The 13861-nt window shown below is 70.0% G+C and carries 17 protein-coding genes; 9 read left to right on the top strand and 8 right to left on the bottom strand.

The window, feature by feature from the left end; genetic code table 11:
* Positions 1–44: 44 nt before the first annotated feature.
* From ACR5MH_RS15120 to ACR5MH_RS15140, 5 genes are all read right to left on the bottom strand, one after another.
* The gene (locus tag ACR5MH_RS15120; RefSeq protein WP_431347947.1) at positions 45–1007 is read right to left on the bottom strand and encodes a carbohydrate ABC transporter permease; all 963 of its coding nucleotides are present in this window, start codon (positions 1005–1007) and stop codon (positions 45–47) included.
* Between the two features lies 1 nt (position 1008).
* Entirely contained in the window at positions 1009–2361 is a 1353-nt protein-coding gene (locus ACR5MH_RS15125; protein WP_431347948.1) for an extracellular solute-binding protein, read from the bottom strand.
* Positions 2362–2650: 289 nt separating this feature from the next.
* Positions 2651–2941: a hypothetical protein gene (locus tag ACR5MH_RS15130; RefSeq protein WP_431347949.1), complete on the bottom strand. Its 291-nt coding sequence runs from the start codon at positions 2939–2941 to the stop codon at positions 2651–2653.
* Complete coding sequence (locus ACR5MH_RS15135) at positions 2938–3189, bottom strand: hypothetical protein (RefSeq protein WP_431347950.1); 252 nt, start codon at positions 3187–3189, stop codon at positions 2938–2940. Before ACR5MH_RS15135 ends, ACR5MH_RS15130 begins: the two co-directional genes overlap by 4 nt.
* Positions 3190–3271: 82 nt before the next feature.
* On the bottom strand, positions 3272–4519 hold the full coding sequence (locus tag ACR5MH_RS15140; protein ID WP_431347951.1) for an ROK family transcriptional regulator: 1248 nt from the start codon (positions 4517–4519) through the stop codon (positions 3272–3274).
* 119 nt (positions 4520–4638) lie between these two features.
* Here ACR5MH_RS15140 and ACR5MH_RS15145 point away from each other — a divergent pair, with 119 nt between their 5' ends.
* From ACR5MH_RS15145 to ACR5MH_RS15155, 3 genes are read left to right on the top strand one after another with little or no spacing between them, the layout of a single operon-like run.
* Entirely contained in the window at positions 4639–5835 is a 1197-nt protein-coding gene (locus ACR5MH_RS15145) for a MarP family serine protease (protein ID WP_431347952.1), read from the top strand.
* 32 nt (positions 5836–5867) lie between these two features.
* On the top strand, positions 5868–6407 hold the full coding sequence (locus ACR5MH_RS15150; RefSeq protein WP_433861912.1) for an alcohol dehydrogenase catalytic domain-containing protein: 540 nt from the start codon (positions 5868–5870) through the stop codon (positions 6405–6407).
* Positions 6404–6886 carry a zinc-binding dehydrogenase gene (locus ACR5MH_RS15155; protein ID WP_433861913.1) on the top strand — a complete coding sequence of 161 codons (483 nt, stop codon included), beginning with the start codon at positions 6404–6406 and terminating at the stop codon, positions 6884–6886. The genes ACR5MH_RS15150 and ACR5MH_RS15155 overlap by 4 nt, the downstream gene beginning before the upstream one ends.
* Here the strand turns inward: ACR5MH_RS15155 and ACR5MH_RS15160 are convergent.
* On the bottom strand, positions 6870–8189 hold the full coding sequence (locus tag ACR5MH_RS15160) for an MFS transporter (protein ID WP_431347953.1): 1320 nt from the start codon (positions 8187–8189) through the stop codon (positions 6870–6872). The genes ACR5MH_RS15155 and ACR5MH_RS15160 overlap by 17 nt on opposite strands.
* Positions 8190–8279: 90 nt before the next feature.
* Here ACR5MH_RS15160 and ACR5MH_RS15165 point away from each other — a divergent pair, with 90 nt between their 5' ends.
* From ACR5MH_RS15165 to ACR5MH_RS15185, 5 genes are all read left to right on the top strand, one after another.
* Complete coding sequence (locus ACR5MH_RS15165) at positions 8280–8843, top strand: TetR/AcrR family transcriptional regulator (RefSeq protein WP_431347954.1); 564 nt, start codon at positions 8280–8282, stop codon at positions 8841–8843.
* 29 nt (positions 8844–8872) lie between these two features.
* Positions 8873–9646, top strand: coding sequence for an AzlC family ABC transporter permease (locus ACR5MH_RS15170; RefSeq protein WP_431347955.1), 774 nt, complete (start codon positions 8873–8875; stop codon positions 9644–9646).
* Positions 9643–9948 carry an AzlD domain-containing protein gene (locus ACR5MH_RS15175; RefSeq protein WP_431347956.1) on the top strand — a complete coding sequence of 102 codons (306 nt, stop codon included), beginning with the start codon at positions 9643–9645 and terminating at the stop codon, positions 9946–9948. Before ACR5MH_RS15170 ends, ACR5MH_RS15175 begins: the two co-directional genes overlap by 4 nt.
* 228 nt (positions 9949–10176) lie before the next feature.
* Positions 10177–10581, top strand: a complete 405-nt coding sequence (locus tag ACR5MH_RS15180; protein ID WP_431347957.1) for a hypothetical protein — start codon at positions 10177–10179, stop codon at positions 10579–10581.
* Complete coding sequence (locus tag ACR5MH_RS15185; RefSeq protein WP_431347958.1) at positions 10578–11117, top strand: DUF6328 family protein; 540 nt, start codon at positions 10578–10580, stop codon at positions 11115–11117. The genes ACR5MH_RS15180 and ACR5MH_RS15185 overlap by 4 nt, the downstream gene beginning before the upstream one ends.
* Here ACR5MH_RS15185 and ACR5MH_RS15190 read toward each other — a convergent pair.
* Positions 11089–11769, bottom strand: coding sequence for a GntR family transcriptional regulator (locus tag ACR5MH_RS15190; RefSeq protein WP_431347959.1), 681 nt, complete (start codon positions 11767–11769; stop codon positions 11089–11091). The genes ACR5MH_RS15185 and ACR5MH_RS15190 overlap by 29 nt on opposite strands.
* 122 nt (positions 11770–11891) lie before the next feature.
* Between ACR5MH_RS15190 and ACR5MH_RS15195 the strand changes: the two genes are divergently transcribed.
* Positions 11892–12542 (top strand): GntR family transcriptional regulator, encoded by a 651-nt coding sequence (locus ACR5MH_RS15195; protein ID WP_431347960.1) that lies wholly within the window; start codon positions 11892–11894, stop codon positions 12540–12542.
* A 218-nt stretch (positions 12543–12760) separates the two neighbouring features.
* Here ACR5MH_RS15195 and ACR5MH_RS15200 read toward each other — a convergent pair whose 3' ends face one another.
* Positions 12761–13852 (bottom strand): substrate-binding domain-containing protein, encoded by a 1092-nt coding sequence (locus tag ACR5MH_RS15200; protein ID WP_431347961.1) that lies wholly within the window; start codon positions 13850–13852, stop codon positions 12761–12763.
* Between the last annotated feature and the right edge of the window lie 9 nt (positions 13853–13861).

The following is a 13861-nucleotide window of genomic DNA, read 5'->3' on the forward strand; positions in this document are numbered from 1 at the left end:
GGCCGTCCACTTGAGGGCCACGCCGTTGGGCGACGAGAGCTTCATCAGTCCACCTCCGTCTTGAGCGCCCGCACGTAGACGATCGCGAAGACCGCCCCGACGAGCAGCAGGATGGTCGCGATGGCGGTGCCGTAACCGAGCTCGGAGAACTTGAACGCCTCCTGGTAGGCCAGCACCGGCAGGGTCATGCTCTTGTTGCCCGGGCCACCACCGGTCATCACGAAGATGAGCGTGAAGACGGAGAGCGTCTGCAGCGTGATGAGCATGAGGTTCGTGGAGATGCTGCGCCGGATCATCGGCAGCGTCACGAGGAAGAACCGCTTCGCCCCGTTGGCGCCGTCCACCTCCGCCGCCTCGGTGATCTCCGGCGGGACCTCCTGCAGCGCGGCCGAGTAGACCAGCATCGAGAAGGCCGCGCCGCGCCAGGTGTTTGCGAGGATGACCGACAGCATCGGGAAGGCGAACAGCCACGAGGGACCCACGATCCCGAACGCGGCGAGGAGGGCGTTGAGCGTGCCGTGCTGGCTGAAGAAGGCGTACGACGCGAACGCCGCCACGATCTCCGGCAGCACCCACGCGCCCACCACGAAGGTCGAGACGAGGGCGCCGACCCACCGGCTGCCGCTGCGCATCAGCAGGGCCAGCACCATTCCGACGATGTTCTGGCCGATGACCGCCGAGCCGATCAGGAACACCAGCGTCAGCCAGACCGATACCGGGAAGTCCGGGCTCTTGAACAGGTCGATGTAGTTCTGGAGGCCCACCCACTCCGCCGACGCGGCCGAGGAGCCGGTCAGCGACATGTTGGTGAACGAGCCGTAGAACGACGACAGGATCGGCCCGACGAGGAACACGACCAGCAGGCCGATGGCCGGGATGAGGGGGACGGCCCGGGCGACCGACCGCCGGGCGTGTGCGCGCGAACGTGTCCTCGGACCGCGCGGCGGCCGGACCGGGGTGGTCCGGCCGCGCGCGTCGGAGCCGACGGCATCCAGAGTGGAGGTCACGTTACTTCGACTCCGTCTTGCCCTTGCCGACGATGCCCACGACCGACTCGTCGTAGGTCTTGGCTGCCTGCGCCGGAGTGGCCTGCCCGGTCATCACGGACTCCATCGCCACCTGGATGCCGTTGGAGATCTTCGGGTAGTCCGGGGTCGCCGGGCGGAACTTGGTGACAGCGACCAGCGAGGAGAAGAACTCCGACGTCGGGTTGGACGTCTTGTACTTCTCGTCGTTCGCGACGTCCTTGCGCACCGGGATGCCGGCCGTGTTGATGTTGAACTCGAGCGAGCGCTGCTTGTCGGTCACGAAGGTGATGAACTTCCACGCCGTGTCCTTGGCCGAGCTCTTGGAGCCCATCGAGAACGTCCATCCGCCGGAGAGGCTGACCGAGCCGGGTGCGCCGCCGTTCTGCGTCGGCATCTTCGCCGTGCCCATCACCTTGTCCCAGTCGGCCCACGGGGTGGCGCCGGTGGGCAGCCACGCGTTGGAGGCCCAGGAGCCGTCGAGGTTGATCGCGAGCTTGCCCTGCGGCACCAGCTCGTTGTTGACGGTGTTCTGGTAGTTGGTGTCGCTGGTGATCTCCGGGCTCGGGCCGAGGCCGCCCTGGTAGACCTCCTTGATGACGTCGAGCGAGTCGGTGAACGCCTTCGACCCGGTGATCCACTTGGAGTTCGAGTCGTCGTACAGGCCTTTCGCGCTCGCCCCGTACATCAGCATCTCGAAGCCCTGCATCGAGCTCGCCTCCCCCGCGGCCTTGCCGGAGAAGATGTTGAGCGGGATGACACCGGGGTCGGCGGCCTTGATCTTCTTGGCCGCGCTGATGACGTCCGCCCAGGTCTTCGGCTGCCACGGCGTGGGGATGCCGGCCTTGGCGAAGATCTGCTTGTTGTACCAGAGCCCGCGGGTGTCGGTCCCGGTGGGGATGCCGTACACCTTGCCGTCGTCGCCCTTGCCTGCGTCCTTGGCGTTGTCGAAGAAGTTGGACCAGTCCGACCACTTGGACACGTAGGAGTCGAGCGGCGCGAGATAGCCGGCCTGCGCGTCCGCGCGGATGAGGAAGGTGTCCTCGCTCATCACGTCGGGCGCGGTGGTGGCGGCCCGGTTCATGAGCGCGAGCTTGGTGTAGTAATCGTTCTCGGCCGCCTTGATGGGCACCAGGTCGACCTTGGTGCCGGGATTGGCCTTCTCGAAGTCGGTCTTGGCCTTGTTCATGAAGTTGGCCATGATGTCCGACCCGAAATCCTGGAAGGCGACCTTGATGGTCTTGCCGTCACCACCCCCGGACGACGACGAACAGCCCGCCAGTGCGACGAGTGCGGCGGCGGCGACTGCTGCGACCACAACCCTGCTTCGCTTCATCGATGCTCCTTTGCATTGGGGTCCTCCGGCTCCCATGCCGCGGACTCTTCGTAATTTATAAATCAATTTGATTTACAAGTAAAGAGGGTAGGAGAAATCGGTGGTCTCCCCTCGGGTGGGGCGAAGAAACGGATCGGCCCCGGCCCGCTTGTTGCGGGTCGGGGCCGAGGTGTACCCGGTATCTACTTCCTGCTCAGGCGTCGAAGCCAGATCGCCGCGAGCACGATGACGCCCACGGTCAACGCGATGCCGATGGTACCGAGAGTGTTCCACAGGATCATGGCGCTCCTCAGTTGTCGTTCCAACTGACTCGCGCGGATCCACCGCTGACCGTAAGCTGCAGCCAGAAGACGGTGGCGTATGGGAGGGCACACATCTGCGCCGCGACGTTCAGCCGCGCGATGTTGGCGGCCGGCCTATTGAGACTTGGCGAAGCGCTGCACGCGGTGAGAATCGTGTACTCCGCCCCGTACGCGTTCGTGACCTGGTTCGTGCCGAGGTTGTACGACGCACGGAAGGCCATCTGAACGAGTCCCACCCACATGTCGATCTTGCAGTTGCTGTAGACCTTCCCGCTCACGCTGCAACCACTGATCCCCCGCGTGCGGTCCGATGCCCCGGGATCGGGAACCTCCACCCATATTCGGCGAGCAGCCGGTCCTGGGTAGCTTCATCCGCGCCGTACTGGGCGAGGAAGTCGCGGACCGACGAGGTTCCGTCATCCGGGGCGGCCTGGGCCGGCGCTCCGGATGCGGCGACGAGTGCCCCGACGGCGAGCAGCACGGCGAGCGCACTCCTGGCGCGTCCCCGCGTGATTCTGGTGATCACGATGCATCTCCTCTCGAGCGACAGCCCTTGTCGGTCTGAGATTTAGCACCTTAGCACTAGAACAACTACACTAAAACGGGTTTCACCCTCGCCCCACCCGCGGCGAGAACGTCTCGTTCAGCACCAGGCACGCCGCCCCGACCGCGGCCACGTCCTCCCCCACAGCGCTCCCCTCCAACAGCACCGGATGGGTCAGGATCCCCATGTCGATCTCGGCCAGCCGCTCGTCGAGCTGGGCGAGATACCGCCGCTCGACGCGCGACCATGACGGGCCGCCGAAAACGACCCGGTCGAGGTCGAGCAGTGCTGTGAGGTTCGACAGGTAGTACGCCGTGTTGCGGATGGAGCGGTCGATGATCGCGGCGGCCCGCTCATCCCCGGCGTCGGCGGCCTCCGTCAGGCGGGTGAACAGGGCATCGACGGTCTCCACGTCGAGGTCAAGGTCCACGCCGTCGACGACCGAGGCATCCGACGGCGCCTGCAGCACCCCCGCCCACAGGCCCTGCATGACCAGGCGGTTCGGCCGCACCGACTCGCCCCAGCAGCCGCGGCGGCCGCACGCGCAGAGCGCTCCGCCCGGGTCCACCAGCACATGACCGGCGTCTCCCGCGTTGTCCGTCGAGCCGGTGTAGACCTCGCCGCCGAGCACCAGGCCGATTCCGGCGCCCGTGCCGTAATAGATGAACGCGTAGTCCTTGCTGGCGCCCGCGGGGTCACGCCAGCGCTCGGCCACGGCCGCGCTGATCACGTCCTTCGCAACCAGCGACGGCAGGCCGGTCGCGGCGGTGAGCTCCTCTCGGAGGTGGAAGTCGTTCCAGCCCGGGATGAGCGGCGGCCGCACCACGACGCCGGTGTCCGCGTCGATCGGTCCCGGCGCGGCGACGCCCACGCCGATCACCCGCGACGCGTCAACGCCCGGCGTCGCCAGCAGGGAGCGGATGGCGTCCAGGATGACGGCGAGCGTCGCCTTCGCGTCGCCGTCCGTCGGCGACGGCCGACGCAGGTGGTCGACCACCTCGCCCTCCAGGTCGAGGAGCACGCAGGTGATGACGGTGGGGTCCAGGTGCACGCCGACCGCGTACGCGCCTGCGGGGTCGAGCCGGAGCAGGGTGCGCGGCTTGCCCGGGCTGCCCTCGCTCTGCTTGCCGGCCTCCCGGATCAGCCCCTGCCCGAGCAGCCGGCGCGTCACGTTGGTCACCGTCTGCGCGGACAGCCCGGTGACCGAGGTGAGTTCCACCCGGCTGAGGCCGCCCTCCGAGCGCCGCACGGCGTCCAGCACCACGGTCTCGTTGAACGCGGCGATCGCCGGGAGGTTCGCTCCCTTCGGCACGGCATCCTCCTCCACGCTCGGGTCGGGAACCCGGCGTCCCTCGTAATATACCCACGCACAGACGGGTTTCCGGTTCCGTACATCCGTACCCCAGCCCGCGCCCAGCCTGGTGGGGCATCGTGAGAGCCGTGGAGATCGTGGTCGACGTCGTGCTGCTGGTGCTCGCCGTCCTCGCGATGGCGGCGGGCTGGAGCAATGGGGCCATCCGTGCCGCTGGGGCGCTCATCGGCCTCGGCGTCGGGCTCTCGCTCGGCCTCCTGCTCGCACCGATGGTCGTGAACTGGATGGCCGCCTCCGGGTTGACCGGCGTCGGCCAGCGCTCGATCGTCGCCGCCGTGGTGCTGGTCGCCTGCGCCGGCATCGTGTACGCGCTGGCGACCGCGGCGGCGTCCGTGATCGGCAAGGTGCTGCGGCACGGGCCGATCAAATGGGTGGACTCGCTGATCGGGGCGGTCCTCGGGTTCGTCACCTGGGCGGTCGTCGTCTGGCTCATCGCCGGCTTCGCGATGGCCACCAGCCTTGCGACCGTGGTGCAGGCCGCCAACTCGTCACAGGTCGTCTCCACCCTCAACACCATCGCGCCGATCCCCTCCTCGACCGTGCTCGGGGCGGTGGACGACGCGCTCGCCGGGGCCGGCCTCCCGAAGGTCTTCGAGGGCGGCGAGTCGATCAAGACGATCGGCGCGCCCGACGCGAACGTGCCGGCAGCCGTCGCTTCGTCGCAGCAGTCCACCGTCACCGTGCTGGCGTCCAAGCCGGCCTGCGGCGTGGACTCCGAAGGCAGCGGTTGGGTGGTCCAGCAGGGCCGCGTGGTCACCAACGCGCACGTCGTCGCCGGCGCCTCGTCGGTCGTGGTGCGGGAGTCCGGCGGCACGACGGTCGACCGGGCCACACTCGTGGCGTTCGACCCGGAGCGCGACCTGGCCGTGCTCGATGTCACCGACCTCCGCGCGCCGGCGCTGCACCTCGGGCAGAATCTGGGCTCGGGCGATCAGGCCTACGCCGCGGGCTATCCCGGTGACGGGCCGTTCACCATCAGCCCGCAGCGCGTCCGCGAGCAGCTCACCGCGCGCGGGACGGACATCTACCAGAGCGGCGCGGTGGAGCGGCAGATCTACTCGCTGCGCGGCACCATCCGACCCGGCAACTCCGGCGGGCCGCTGCTCGACTCCGCGGGCGACGTCGTCGGCGTCGTCTTCGCCCGGTCCACCATCGACCCGCAGACCGGCTACGCCCTCACCCTGGACGAACTGCGCCCGGTGCTCGGCTCCGTCGGCTCGGCGCCGATCAGCTCGGGAGCCTGCTCCGCGGGCTGACGACGGCCCACCTCCCGTGGTTGGCTTGAGTCATGAAAGCTGTGAGCTACACCGCGACCGGCGACTCCGACGTTCTCGTCCTCGGCGAGCGCCCCGAGCCGCACCCCGGCGACGGCGAGGTGCGCGTCCGCATCCACGTCTCCGGCGTCAACCCGACCGACTGGAAGGCGCGGCAGGGCAGCGGCCCGGCGGACCTCCCGCGGGCGCAGGTCCCGAACCAGGACGGCGCCGGAGTGGTCGACGAGGTGGGCGCGGGCGTCACCACGGTCCGTCCCGGCGACCGGGTCTGGGTGTGGGACGCCGCGTACCAGCGGCCGGACGGGACGGCCCAGGAGCTGGCCGTCCTCCCGGAGAATCTGGTCGTGCCGTTGCCGGAGGGCGTGAGCTTCGACGTCGGCGCGTCGCTCGGCATCCCCGCGCTCACGGCGCACCGCGCGCTCACCGCCCACGAGCGCGCGGCGGGCGAGCTCTCCCCGGGCTCGCTCGATGGGCGCACCGTGCTCATCGCGGGAGGGGCCGGAGCGGTCGGCCACGCGGCCATCCAGCTCGCCGTCTGGGGGGCGCCACGGTGATCGCGACCGTCAGCAGCCACGAGAAGGCCGAGCTCGCGCGCGCCGCGGGAGCGCACCACGTCGTCAACTACCGCGAGCCGGACACGGCGGAGGCGATCGGCGCGCTCGCGCCGCGCGGCGTCGACATCATCGTGGAGGTCAACGCCAGCGCCAACGCCGAGCTCGACGCCAGGGTCGCTGCTCAGGGCGCCACCATCGCCGTGTACGCCGACGCTCCCGGCTCGACCGAGGTGACGATGCCGATCCGCCCGTCGATGCAGAAGAACCTGCGCTGGCAGTTCGTCCTGACCTACACCGTCGCGCCGGAGGCGAAGGCGGCCGCAGTGCGGGCGGTGTCGGCGGCCGTCGCGGCGGGTGCGCTGCCCGTGGGAGCCGAGCACGGCCTCCCGATCACGCGCTTCCCGCTGGCGGAGACGGCCGCCGCCCACGACGCCGTGAAGGACGGCGTCGTGGGCAAGGTGCTCATCGACGTGGCGTGAGGACGGGCTCGGCGGAGGCTGCCGTCTCGGCGCGGACTCCCCGGGCCAGCCGCACGATCTGCACCACCATCGCGACCGCAGCGGCGACGGCGATGGCCGCCGCGTAGCCGAGCGCGGTGGGCAGCAGCCCGACGACGCCGATCAGCTCGCCCGCCGCCAGCGCGGGGACGCCGTAGGCCAGGTAGCTCACCAGGAACACCCCGGCGAAGAGCTCGGCGCGCTGGTCGTTCGGCGCGAGCGGGGCGATGATCCGCAGCATGGCCGAGAACCCGGCGCCGAATCCGCCTCCCGCGACGACCGCGCCCGCGAACAGCACGGGCAGCAGGCCCGCGCCGATCCCGACGGCAGTCAGCGCGATCCCGGCCATGATCGCCGCCATCGCCCAGACGGTCGTGGTCCGGGCCGGCGCGCGGGTCAGCAGCAACCCGGCGACCGCCCCGACCGCGGGCGGCACGGCGACGATCGCGCCGTTCAGGATGCCGGAGTCCAGGTGGAAGACGCCGTGCAGGATGGACGGCGACAGCCCGATGAACAGCCCGGCGAGCATCCAGGTCGCGAGGAACAGCGGGAGCGCCCCGACGAACTCGCTTCGCGCGGCGCGCGGGATGAACAGCCGGGGCGTCAGCGATCGCAGAGCGCCCGGACGGGCGGCCACGGTTTCGGGCGACGCGAGCACGACGAGGATGCCCGCGACGAACAGCAGCGCCAGCGTCACGAAGACCAGCGTCGTCGGCTGAGCGGTGAACTGAACGGCCAGCCCGGTGAAGAACGCACCCAGCGCGATCCCGCCGACCGGAGCGGTCGAGCCGATCGTCGCGCCGAGCTTCTTCTGCCGCTCGGGCGCGAGCTCGACCAGGGAGGCGGTGAAGGTGCTCATCGCGGCGCCGGTGGCGACGCCCTGCACCGAGCGCGCGGCGATGATCGAGCCGATGTCCCTCGAGAAGAGGAACATGAGCATCGCCGCCACCTGCAGCGCGAGCGCGCCGACAAGCACGGGTCGGCGCCCGATGTGGTCGGACAGCGACCCCGCGACGAGCAGCGTGATCAGGAGTGTGACCGCGTAGATCGCGAAGGCGACCGTCAGCAGCCAGGACGGGAAGCCCCACTCCTGCTGGTACAGAACGAACAGCGGGCTGGGCGCGCCGACGGCGAGCGCCACGGCGACGAACGCCAGGGCGGTGCCGGTGAACGCGGCGGTCGGGCGCAGTCGCAGCGAACGGGAACGCGGCCTGCCGACGGCGATGGGCCCGGTAACGAGCGTCGGGCTTGGAAGCTGCGGGCAGCTCTCCCCTGCAGTGGACATCTCGGCCTCCTAAAAGCAATAATCGTTGCTTTAACGGACTATAGAGTGGGACGTGCTAAAAAGCAACGATTTTTGCTTTAAGCTATTCCCATGACTACGACCACACCGTCGAAGCGGACGGGCGGACGCAGCGCCGCGGTCATCCACAGCGTGCGCACCGCCGTCGAAGAGCTCGTCCGCGAGAAGGGCAGCGAGCGCGTGACCGTCCCGATGATCGCCGAGCGCGCCGGGGTGAACCCGACCAGCATCTACCGGCGCTGGGGCGACCTCCCGACCCTCATCAACGACATCGCCACGTACCACCTCGACCCCGAGCGACCGCTCGTCGACCGCGGCGACCTGCGCGACGACCTCACCGACTGGGCGCGCGGGATAGTCGCCCACTTCCGCAAGCCGGTGAACGCCGCCCTGCTGCGCGGCGGCGCGAGCGCGGCGGGTGAGCGCACCTCCGACTGCCTCCGCAATCGGCGCACGGAGGCCGGGATGCTGCTGGCACGGCACCCCGAGACCGCGGTCACCGAAGACGACGTGATGGACGTCGTCATCGCCCCGATCATCTACCGCGTCATCTTCCAGCCCTGGAGGCTCGGCGACTCGACCGCGGAGGACGTCGTGGCCCGGCTGTTCCGGCCGGGAGCCGGCGCCGCCGAGTAGGCCGGACCCGGGCCGCTAGTCTCGACAGAATGGCACGCCGCCGCCGCACCGCACAGGAGCGAACCGCACAAGAGCGAACCGCACAGGAGCGCACGGCCGCCCGCTCCGGCTGGGCGGTCGGCGTCGCGACGGCGCTGTACGGCATCTCCTTCGGCGCACTCGCGACCGCATCGGGACTCGACATGTGGCAGGCGTGCGTCCTCAGCCTCGTCATGTTCAGCGGCGGCTCGCAGTTCGCGCTCATCGGCATCCTCGCATCGGGCGGCGTCGCCGCTGGCAGCACGGCGATCGCGTCCGCCGCCCTCCTCGGCGTGCGCAACTCCTTCTACGCGCTCCGGCTGTCGCGCATCATCGGCCCGGGATTCTGGAGGCGCTCCGCGGCCACCCAGCTCACCATCGACGAGTCGACGGCCGTCGCCACCGCCCAGACCGAGCCGCGCGCGCAGCGCATCGGGTTCTGGGTGACCGGCCTCGTCGTCTACCTCGGCTGGAACCTGATGACGCTCGCCGGGGCGCTGCTCGGCAACCTGATCGGCGACGTGAAGGCGTACGGCCTGGACGCGGCGGCGGCCGCGGCGTTCCTCGGCCTCCTCTGGCCGAGGCTGAAGGCGCGCCAGACCCAGGCGGTCGCCGTCGCCGCCGGGTTCGTCGCGACCCTGCTGACGCCCTTCCTCATGCCCGGGCTTCCGGTGCTCGCCGCGGCGGTCGTCGCGATCGTGTTCGGCATCCTCAACCTGTTGGGCCGCGGCGACGACCGGCCGCATCCCGACCCGATCCCGATGGAGCGGGAGGTCGAGCCGTGACGACCTGGAACATCATCCTCCTCGGCTCGATCGCCGTGCTCGCGCTCAAGGCCGTGGGGTGGCTCGTGCCGCCGAAGACACTCGACCACCCGGTCGTCGCCCGCACGAGCGACCTCCTGACGGCCGCGCTGCTCGCGGCGCTGATCTGCGTGCAGACATTCGGGTCAGGCCAATCGCTGCACCTGGACGCGCGGCTCCCCGCGGTCGCCATCGCCGCAGGGCTGTACGCGCTGCGCGTGCCGTTCATCGTCGTGGTGCCGGCCGCAGCCGTTGTCGCCGCGCTCATCCGGCTGCTGACCTGAGGCCGGTCAGCACTACAGGCCCGCGGTCGCGGCGCTCATCCGGCTGCTGACCTGAGGCCGGTCAGCACTACAGGCCCGCGGTCGCCGCGCTCATCCGGCTGCTGACCTGAGGCCGGGCAGCACTACAGGCCCGTGGTCGCCGCGCTCATCCGGCTGCTGACCTGAGGTCGCCCGGCCCCGCAGCCCCGGAGCGCAGCCGGTGTCGGCGGCCGTCTCTAACGTTCTGACGTGAGCGCATCCTGGCATCCCGTGGCGAACGCCCAGCCGTCGGAATGGGTGCTGAGCCAGGGCGCCCTCGGGACGCCGTACGCGGTCGTCCGCCGGTTCGCCTTCGGCGACCTGAACCGGCCCGACGTCTGGTACCGCGTGGTCACCTGGGCGCCGAGCTCGGAGGGGCGGGAGCTGATCGGCTGGTGCCGCACACTCGAGGCCGCGGCGGCCGTCGCCTGGGACCACCGCTGCGCCGCCGAGTCGTGGCGGCACCACATGGCCGCCCGCAGGTCGGACACGGCGACGATGGCGGCGAAGCGGCCCAGTGCCGCGGAGCTCGTGCGGTTCTACCGGGCGGCACTGGGAGCGCAGGGCGTCCACCCGTTGCGCGGCTCCCCTCCCCGGACGACGATGGAGCGATGACCCAGATGTCGGATCCGCAGACACCGGACCCGCGGACCCCTGGCGCGGACGACATCGACCCGGAGGACGGACGCACGGAGTCCGCGACGGAGCGCGCCGACCGCAACTGGAACGAGATCCTTCAGGAGCTCCGGGTGACCCAGACGGGCACACAGCTCATCAGCGGCTTCCTGCTCGCGATCGCGTTCCAGGCGCGCTTCGGCACGCTGGACGCGTTCCAAGTGGGCTTCTACCTCGTCCTCGTCCTGCTCGCCGCCGGCGCCACGGCGCTCGGGCTCGCACCCGTCGCGCTGCACCGCCAGCTCTTCCGGCATCACGAGAAGACGCAGTCCGTCGCCATCGCCAACCGGCTGCTCAAGATCACGCTGGGGCTGGTGGCCCTGCTGACCTCCGGCGTGGTGTTCTTCGTCTTCGACGTGACGCTGGGTCTCGCGGCGGCGATCGTCGCGGGCGCCGGGATCCTGCTGGTGCTGGTACTCCTGCTGCTGGTGTTCCCGGCGGCCGTGCTCAGGCGGCTCCGCCGACGCCCGGACTGAGCACCTCGGAGAGCTCGACGAGCGCAGCGTCCAGGATCGGCACCGCCTTCTCGTCGCCCCGGACCACGGCACGGACGAAGTCGAGGACCCGCTCCCGCGAGACCGCCGCAGCGCCCTCCTCCGACAGTGTGACGTAGCGGACGAAGCGCGGAATGAGGTTCTCGATCGTCTCGGCGAGCACGCGGTCGGGGATGACTGCCAGGAGGGCCGCTATCGAACGCTGGAACGCGTCGATCGGCGACGCGTCTGCCGCCCCGTCGGTCTCGCGTTCGAGCCGCTCGGCCACGACCGTCAGCTCCAGCTCCGTGTCGACGTCGACGCCCTGGAGGGCGTGGCGGATCGCCGGAGGCATCAGCAGCCGGAGCACGCCGATGACGTCCACGATCTCGCGGACATCGAGGGGCGACACCAGGGTGTAGCGGTTGGGGGCCGTGCGGATCAGCCCGACCTGCTGCAGCCGGCCGATCGCTTCGCGCACCGGGGTGCGGGAGACGCGAAGGGCGTCGGTGAGCTCTCCGTCTTTGAGGCGCTCGCCTGGTGCGAGGTCGCCGGCGAGGATGCCGGCGAGGAGTACCGCGTAGACATCGTTTCGGAGAAGACGTCGGTCGGCCGCGAGCGAGGGGAAGCGCGCGCGGAGTTCTTCGAGGGTCATGGGGGGCTCGTTTCGTGAACTCGGTTTTGCTCTGGTATATTTATAGTTTACCAGTAAGCATCTGACCAGAGCAAGCTGCCCGTTCCACCCCCGAAAACCGACTACCCCAGGAGCACCCGACCATGCCAATGCCCACCGACCACGTCGCCCGGATCTCCCTCTCCGAAGAGGCCCATGTACGCATCGAAGCCGCCATCATGGACGGCACCCTCGAGCCGGGCGAGCGCCTCCGCGACGCGGACCTCGTCGAGTGGCTGGGGATCTCCCGCACACCCATCCGCCACGCGCTCGATCGGCTCGCCGAGCAGGGCCTCGTCGAGATGGAGCGCAACCGCTTCACGCGCGTCGCTCAGTTCGACATCCGCGGCGTCCTGGACTCGGTGCAGGTCGCCGGCGACCTCTGGGCCGGCGCCGCGCTGCGCGGGCTCCCGCTCTGGGAGACCGAGGACGACGAGCTGATCGGCGACCTCCACGCCGAGCTCGCGACGGCGGCGGCGAACGACGACACCGCACGGTTCGTCACCGTCTTCGCGCACCTCGTGATCGCGTTCGCGCGGATCGAGGACAACGACGTCCGGATCCGCGCGCTCGGCAACGTGCTCCCCCAGGTCCGGCGGCTCGGCCGCAAACTGCACGGCCGCCTCGACCCGCTCGCCCTCGAGCGCTTCGCCCGCGAGCTCCGCGAGGCCACCGCGCGCCGCGACGGTCGTGCCGCCGGCACGCTGATCGAGGACTACGTCACCCGCATCGGCGAGGTCCTCGCCACTCTGTGACCCGGTCCGGCCCGCGGAGGCCCCTTCCGCTCAGGGTCACCACGGGTGCGGATATCCGTGGTGGCCCTGATGCCGCGACCTCCTGCGTGGTCCTAGGGTGAGAGCCAGGCCGCCAGAGGGGGAAGTCCCAGGGGGAACTGTCCAGGGGGACACAGAAGGCCGGTCCGAACGGGGACCGGCCTTCTGCTCTGTCTACTGCTGCCCGAGAGGGGCGCCGACTACTTGGTCAGCGGCTCCAGGGTCGGGTCGTTGGCGTAGGCCTCCGCCGCGTTCGCCTTGGTGACGATGACCGGCTTGAGGAGGTAGGCCGGGACGACCTTGACGCCGTTGTTGTACGACTTGTCGTCGTTCGTCTGCGGCTTCTTGCCCGCCTGCAGGTCCTTGACCATCTGGATGGCCTGCTTGACCAGGTTGCGGGTGTCCTTGTTGATGGTCGAGTACTGCTCGCCCGCCATGATGGACTTGACCGACTCGGCCTCCGAGTCCTGACCGGTGACGATCGGGACCGGCTTGCCGGCGCCCTTCACCGAGGTGATGATGGCGCGCGCGAGGGTGTCGTTCGGCGACAGGACGCCGTCGAGCTCGGCCGAGCCGTAGCTCTTGGCGAGCAGGGTGTCCATTCGGGTCTGCGCGTTCGCGGGCAGCCAGCCCTGGGTGGCGGTCTGCTTGATGTCGGTCTCACCGGAGACGACCTTCAGCGTGCCGTCGTCGATCTTCGGCTGCAGGATCTTCATGGCGCCGTCGAAGAAGACCTTCGAGTTGGCGTCGTCGGGCGAGCCCGAGAACAGCTCGATGTTGAACTTGGTCTTGCCCGGGTACTTGGCCTTCATGCCGTCGAGGAGGGCCTGGCCCTGGAGCTCGCCGACCTTCTCGTTGTCGTACGCGACGTAGTAGTCGACGTCCTTCGTGTTGAGGATGAGGCGGTCGTACGCGATGACGGTCGCGCCGGCGTCGTGCGCAGCCTTGGCCTGCGCGGCGAGCTGGCCGCCGTCGACGGCGCCGATGATGACGACCTTGGCGCCGTTGGTGATCATCGACTGGATCTGCGACTGCTGGTCCGAGACACCGGAGCCACCGGCGTACTGCACGTCGCCCTTGAAGCCGGCCGACTTGAGGCCGTCGGTGAACAGGCCACCGGCGAGCACCCAGTTCTCCGACGTCTTGGTCGGGAGGGCGACGCCGATCGAGGCGTCCTTGGCGAAGCCGGAGGCCGTCGAGGCGGTTCCGGAGCCGTCACGGCTCGAGCAGCCCGACAGGGCGAGCGCGGCGGCAGCAGCGACAGCCACTGTCGCGAGTGCGATCTTGCGCATTCTTATCTC

This window comes from Streptomyces sp. L7 (genome assembly GCF_050990935.1).
Classification (GTDB): Bacteria; Actinomycetota; Actinomycetes; order Actinomycetales; family Microbacteriaceae; genus Leifsonia.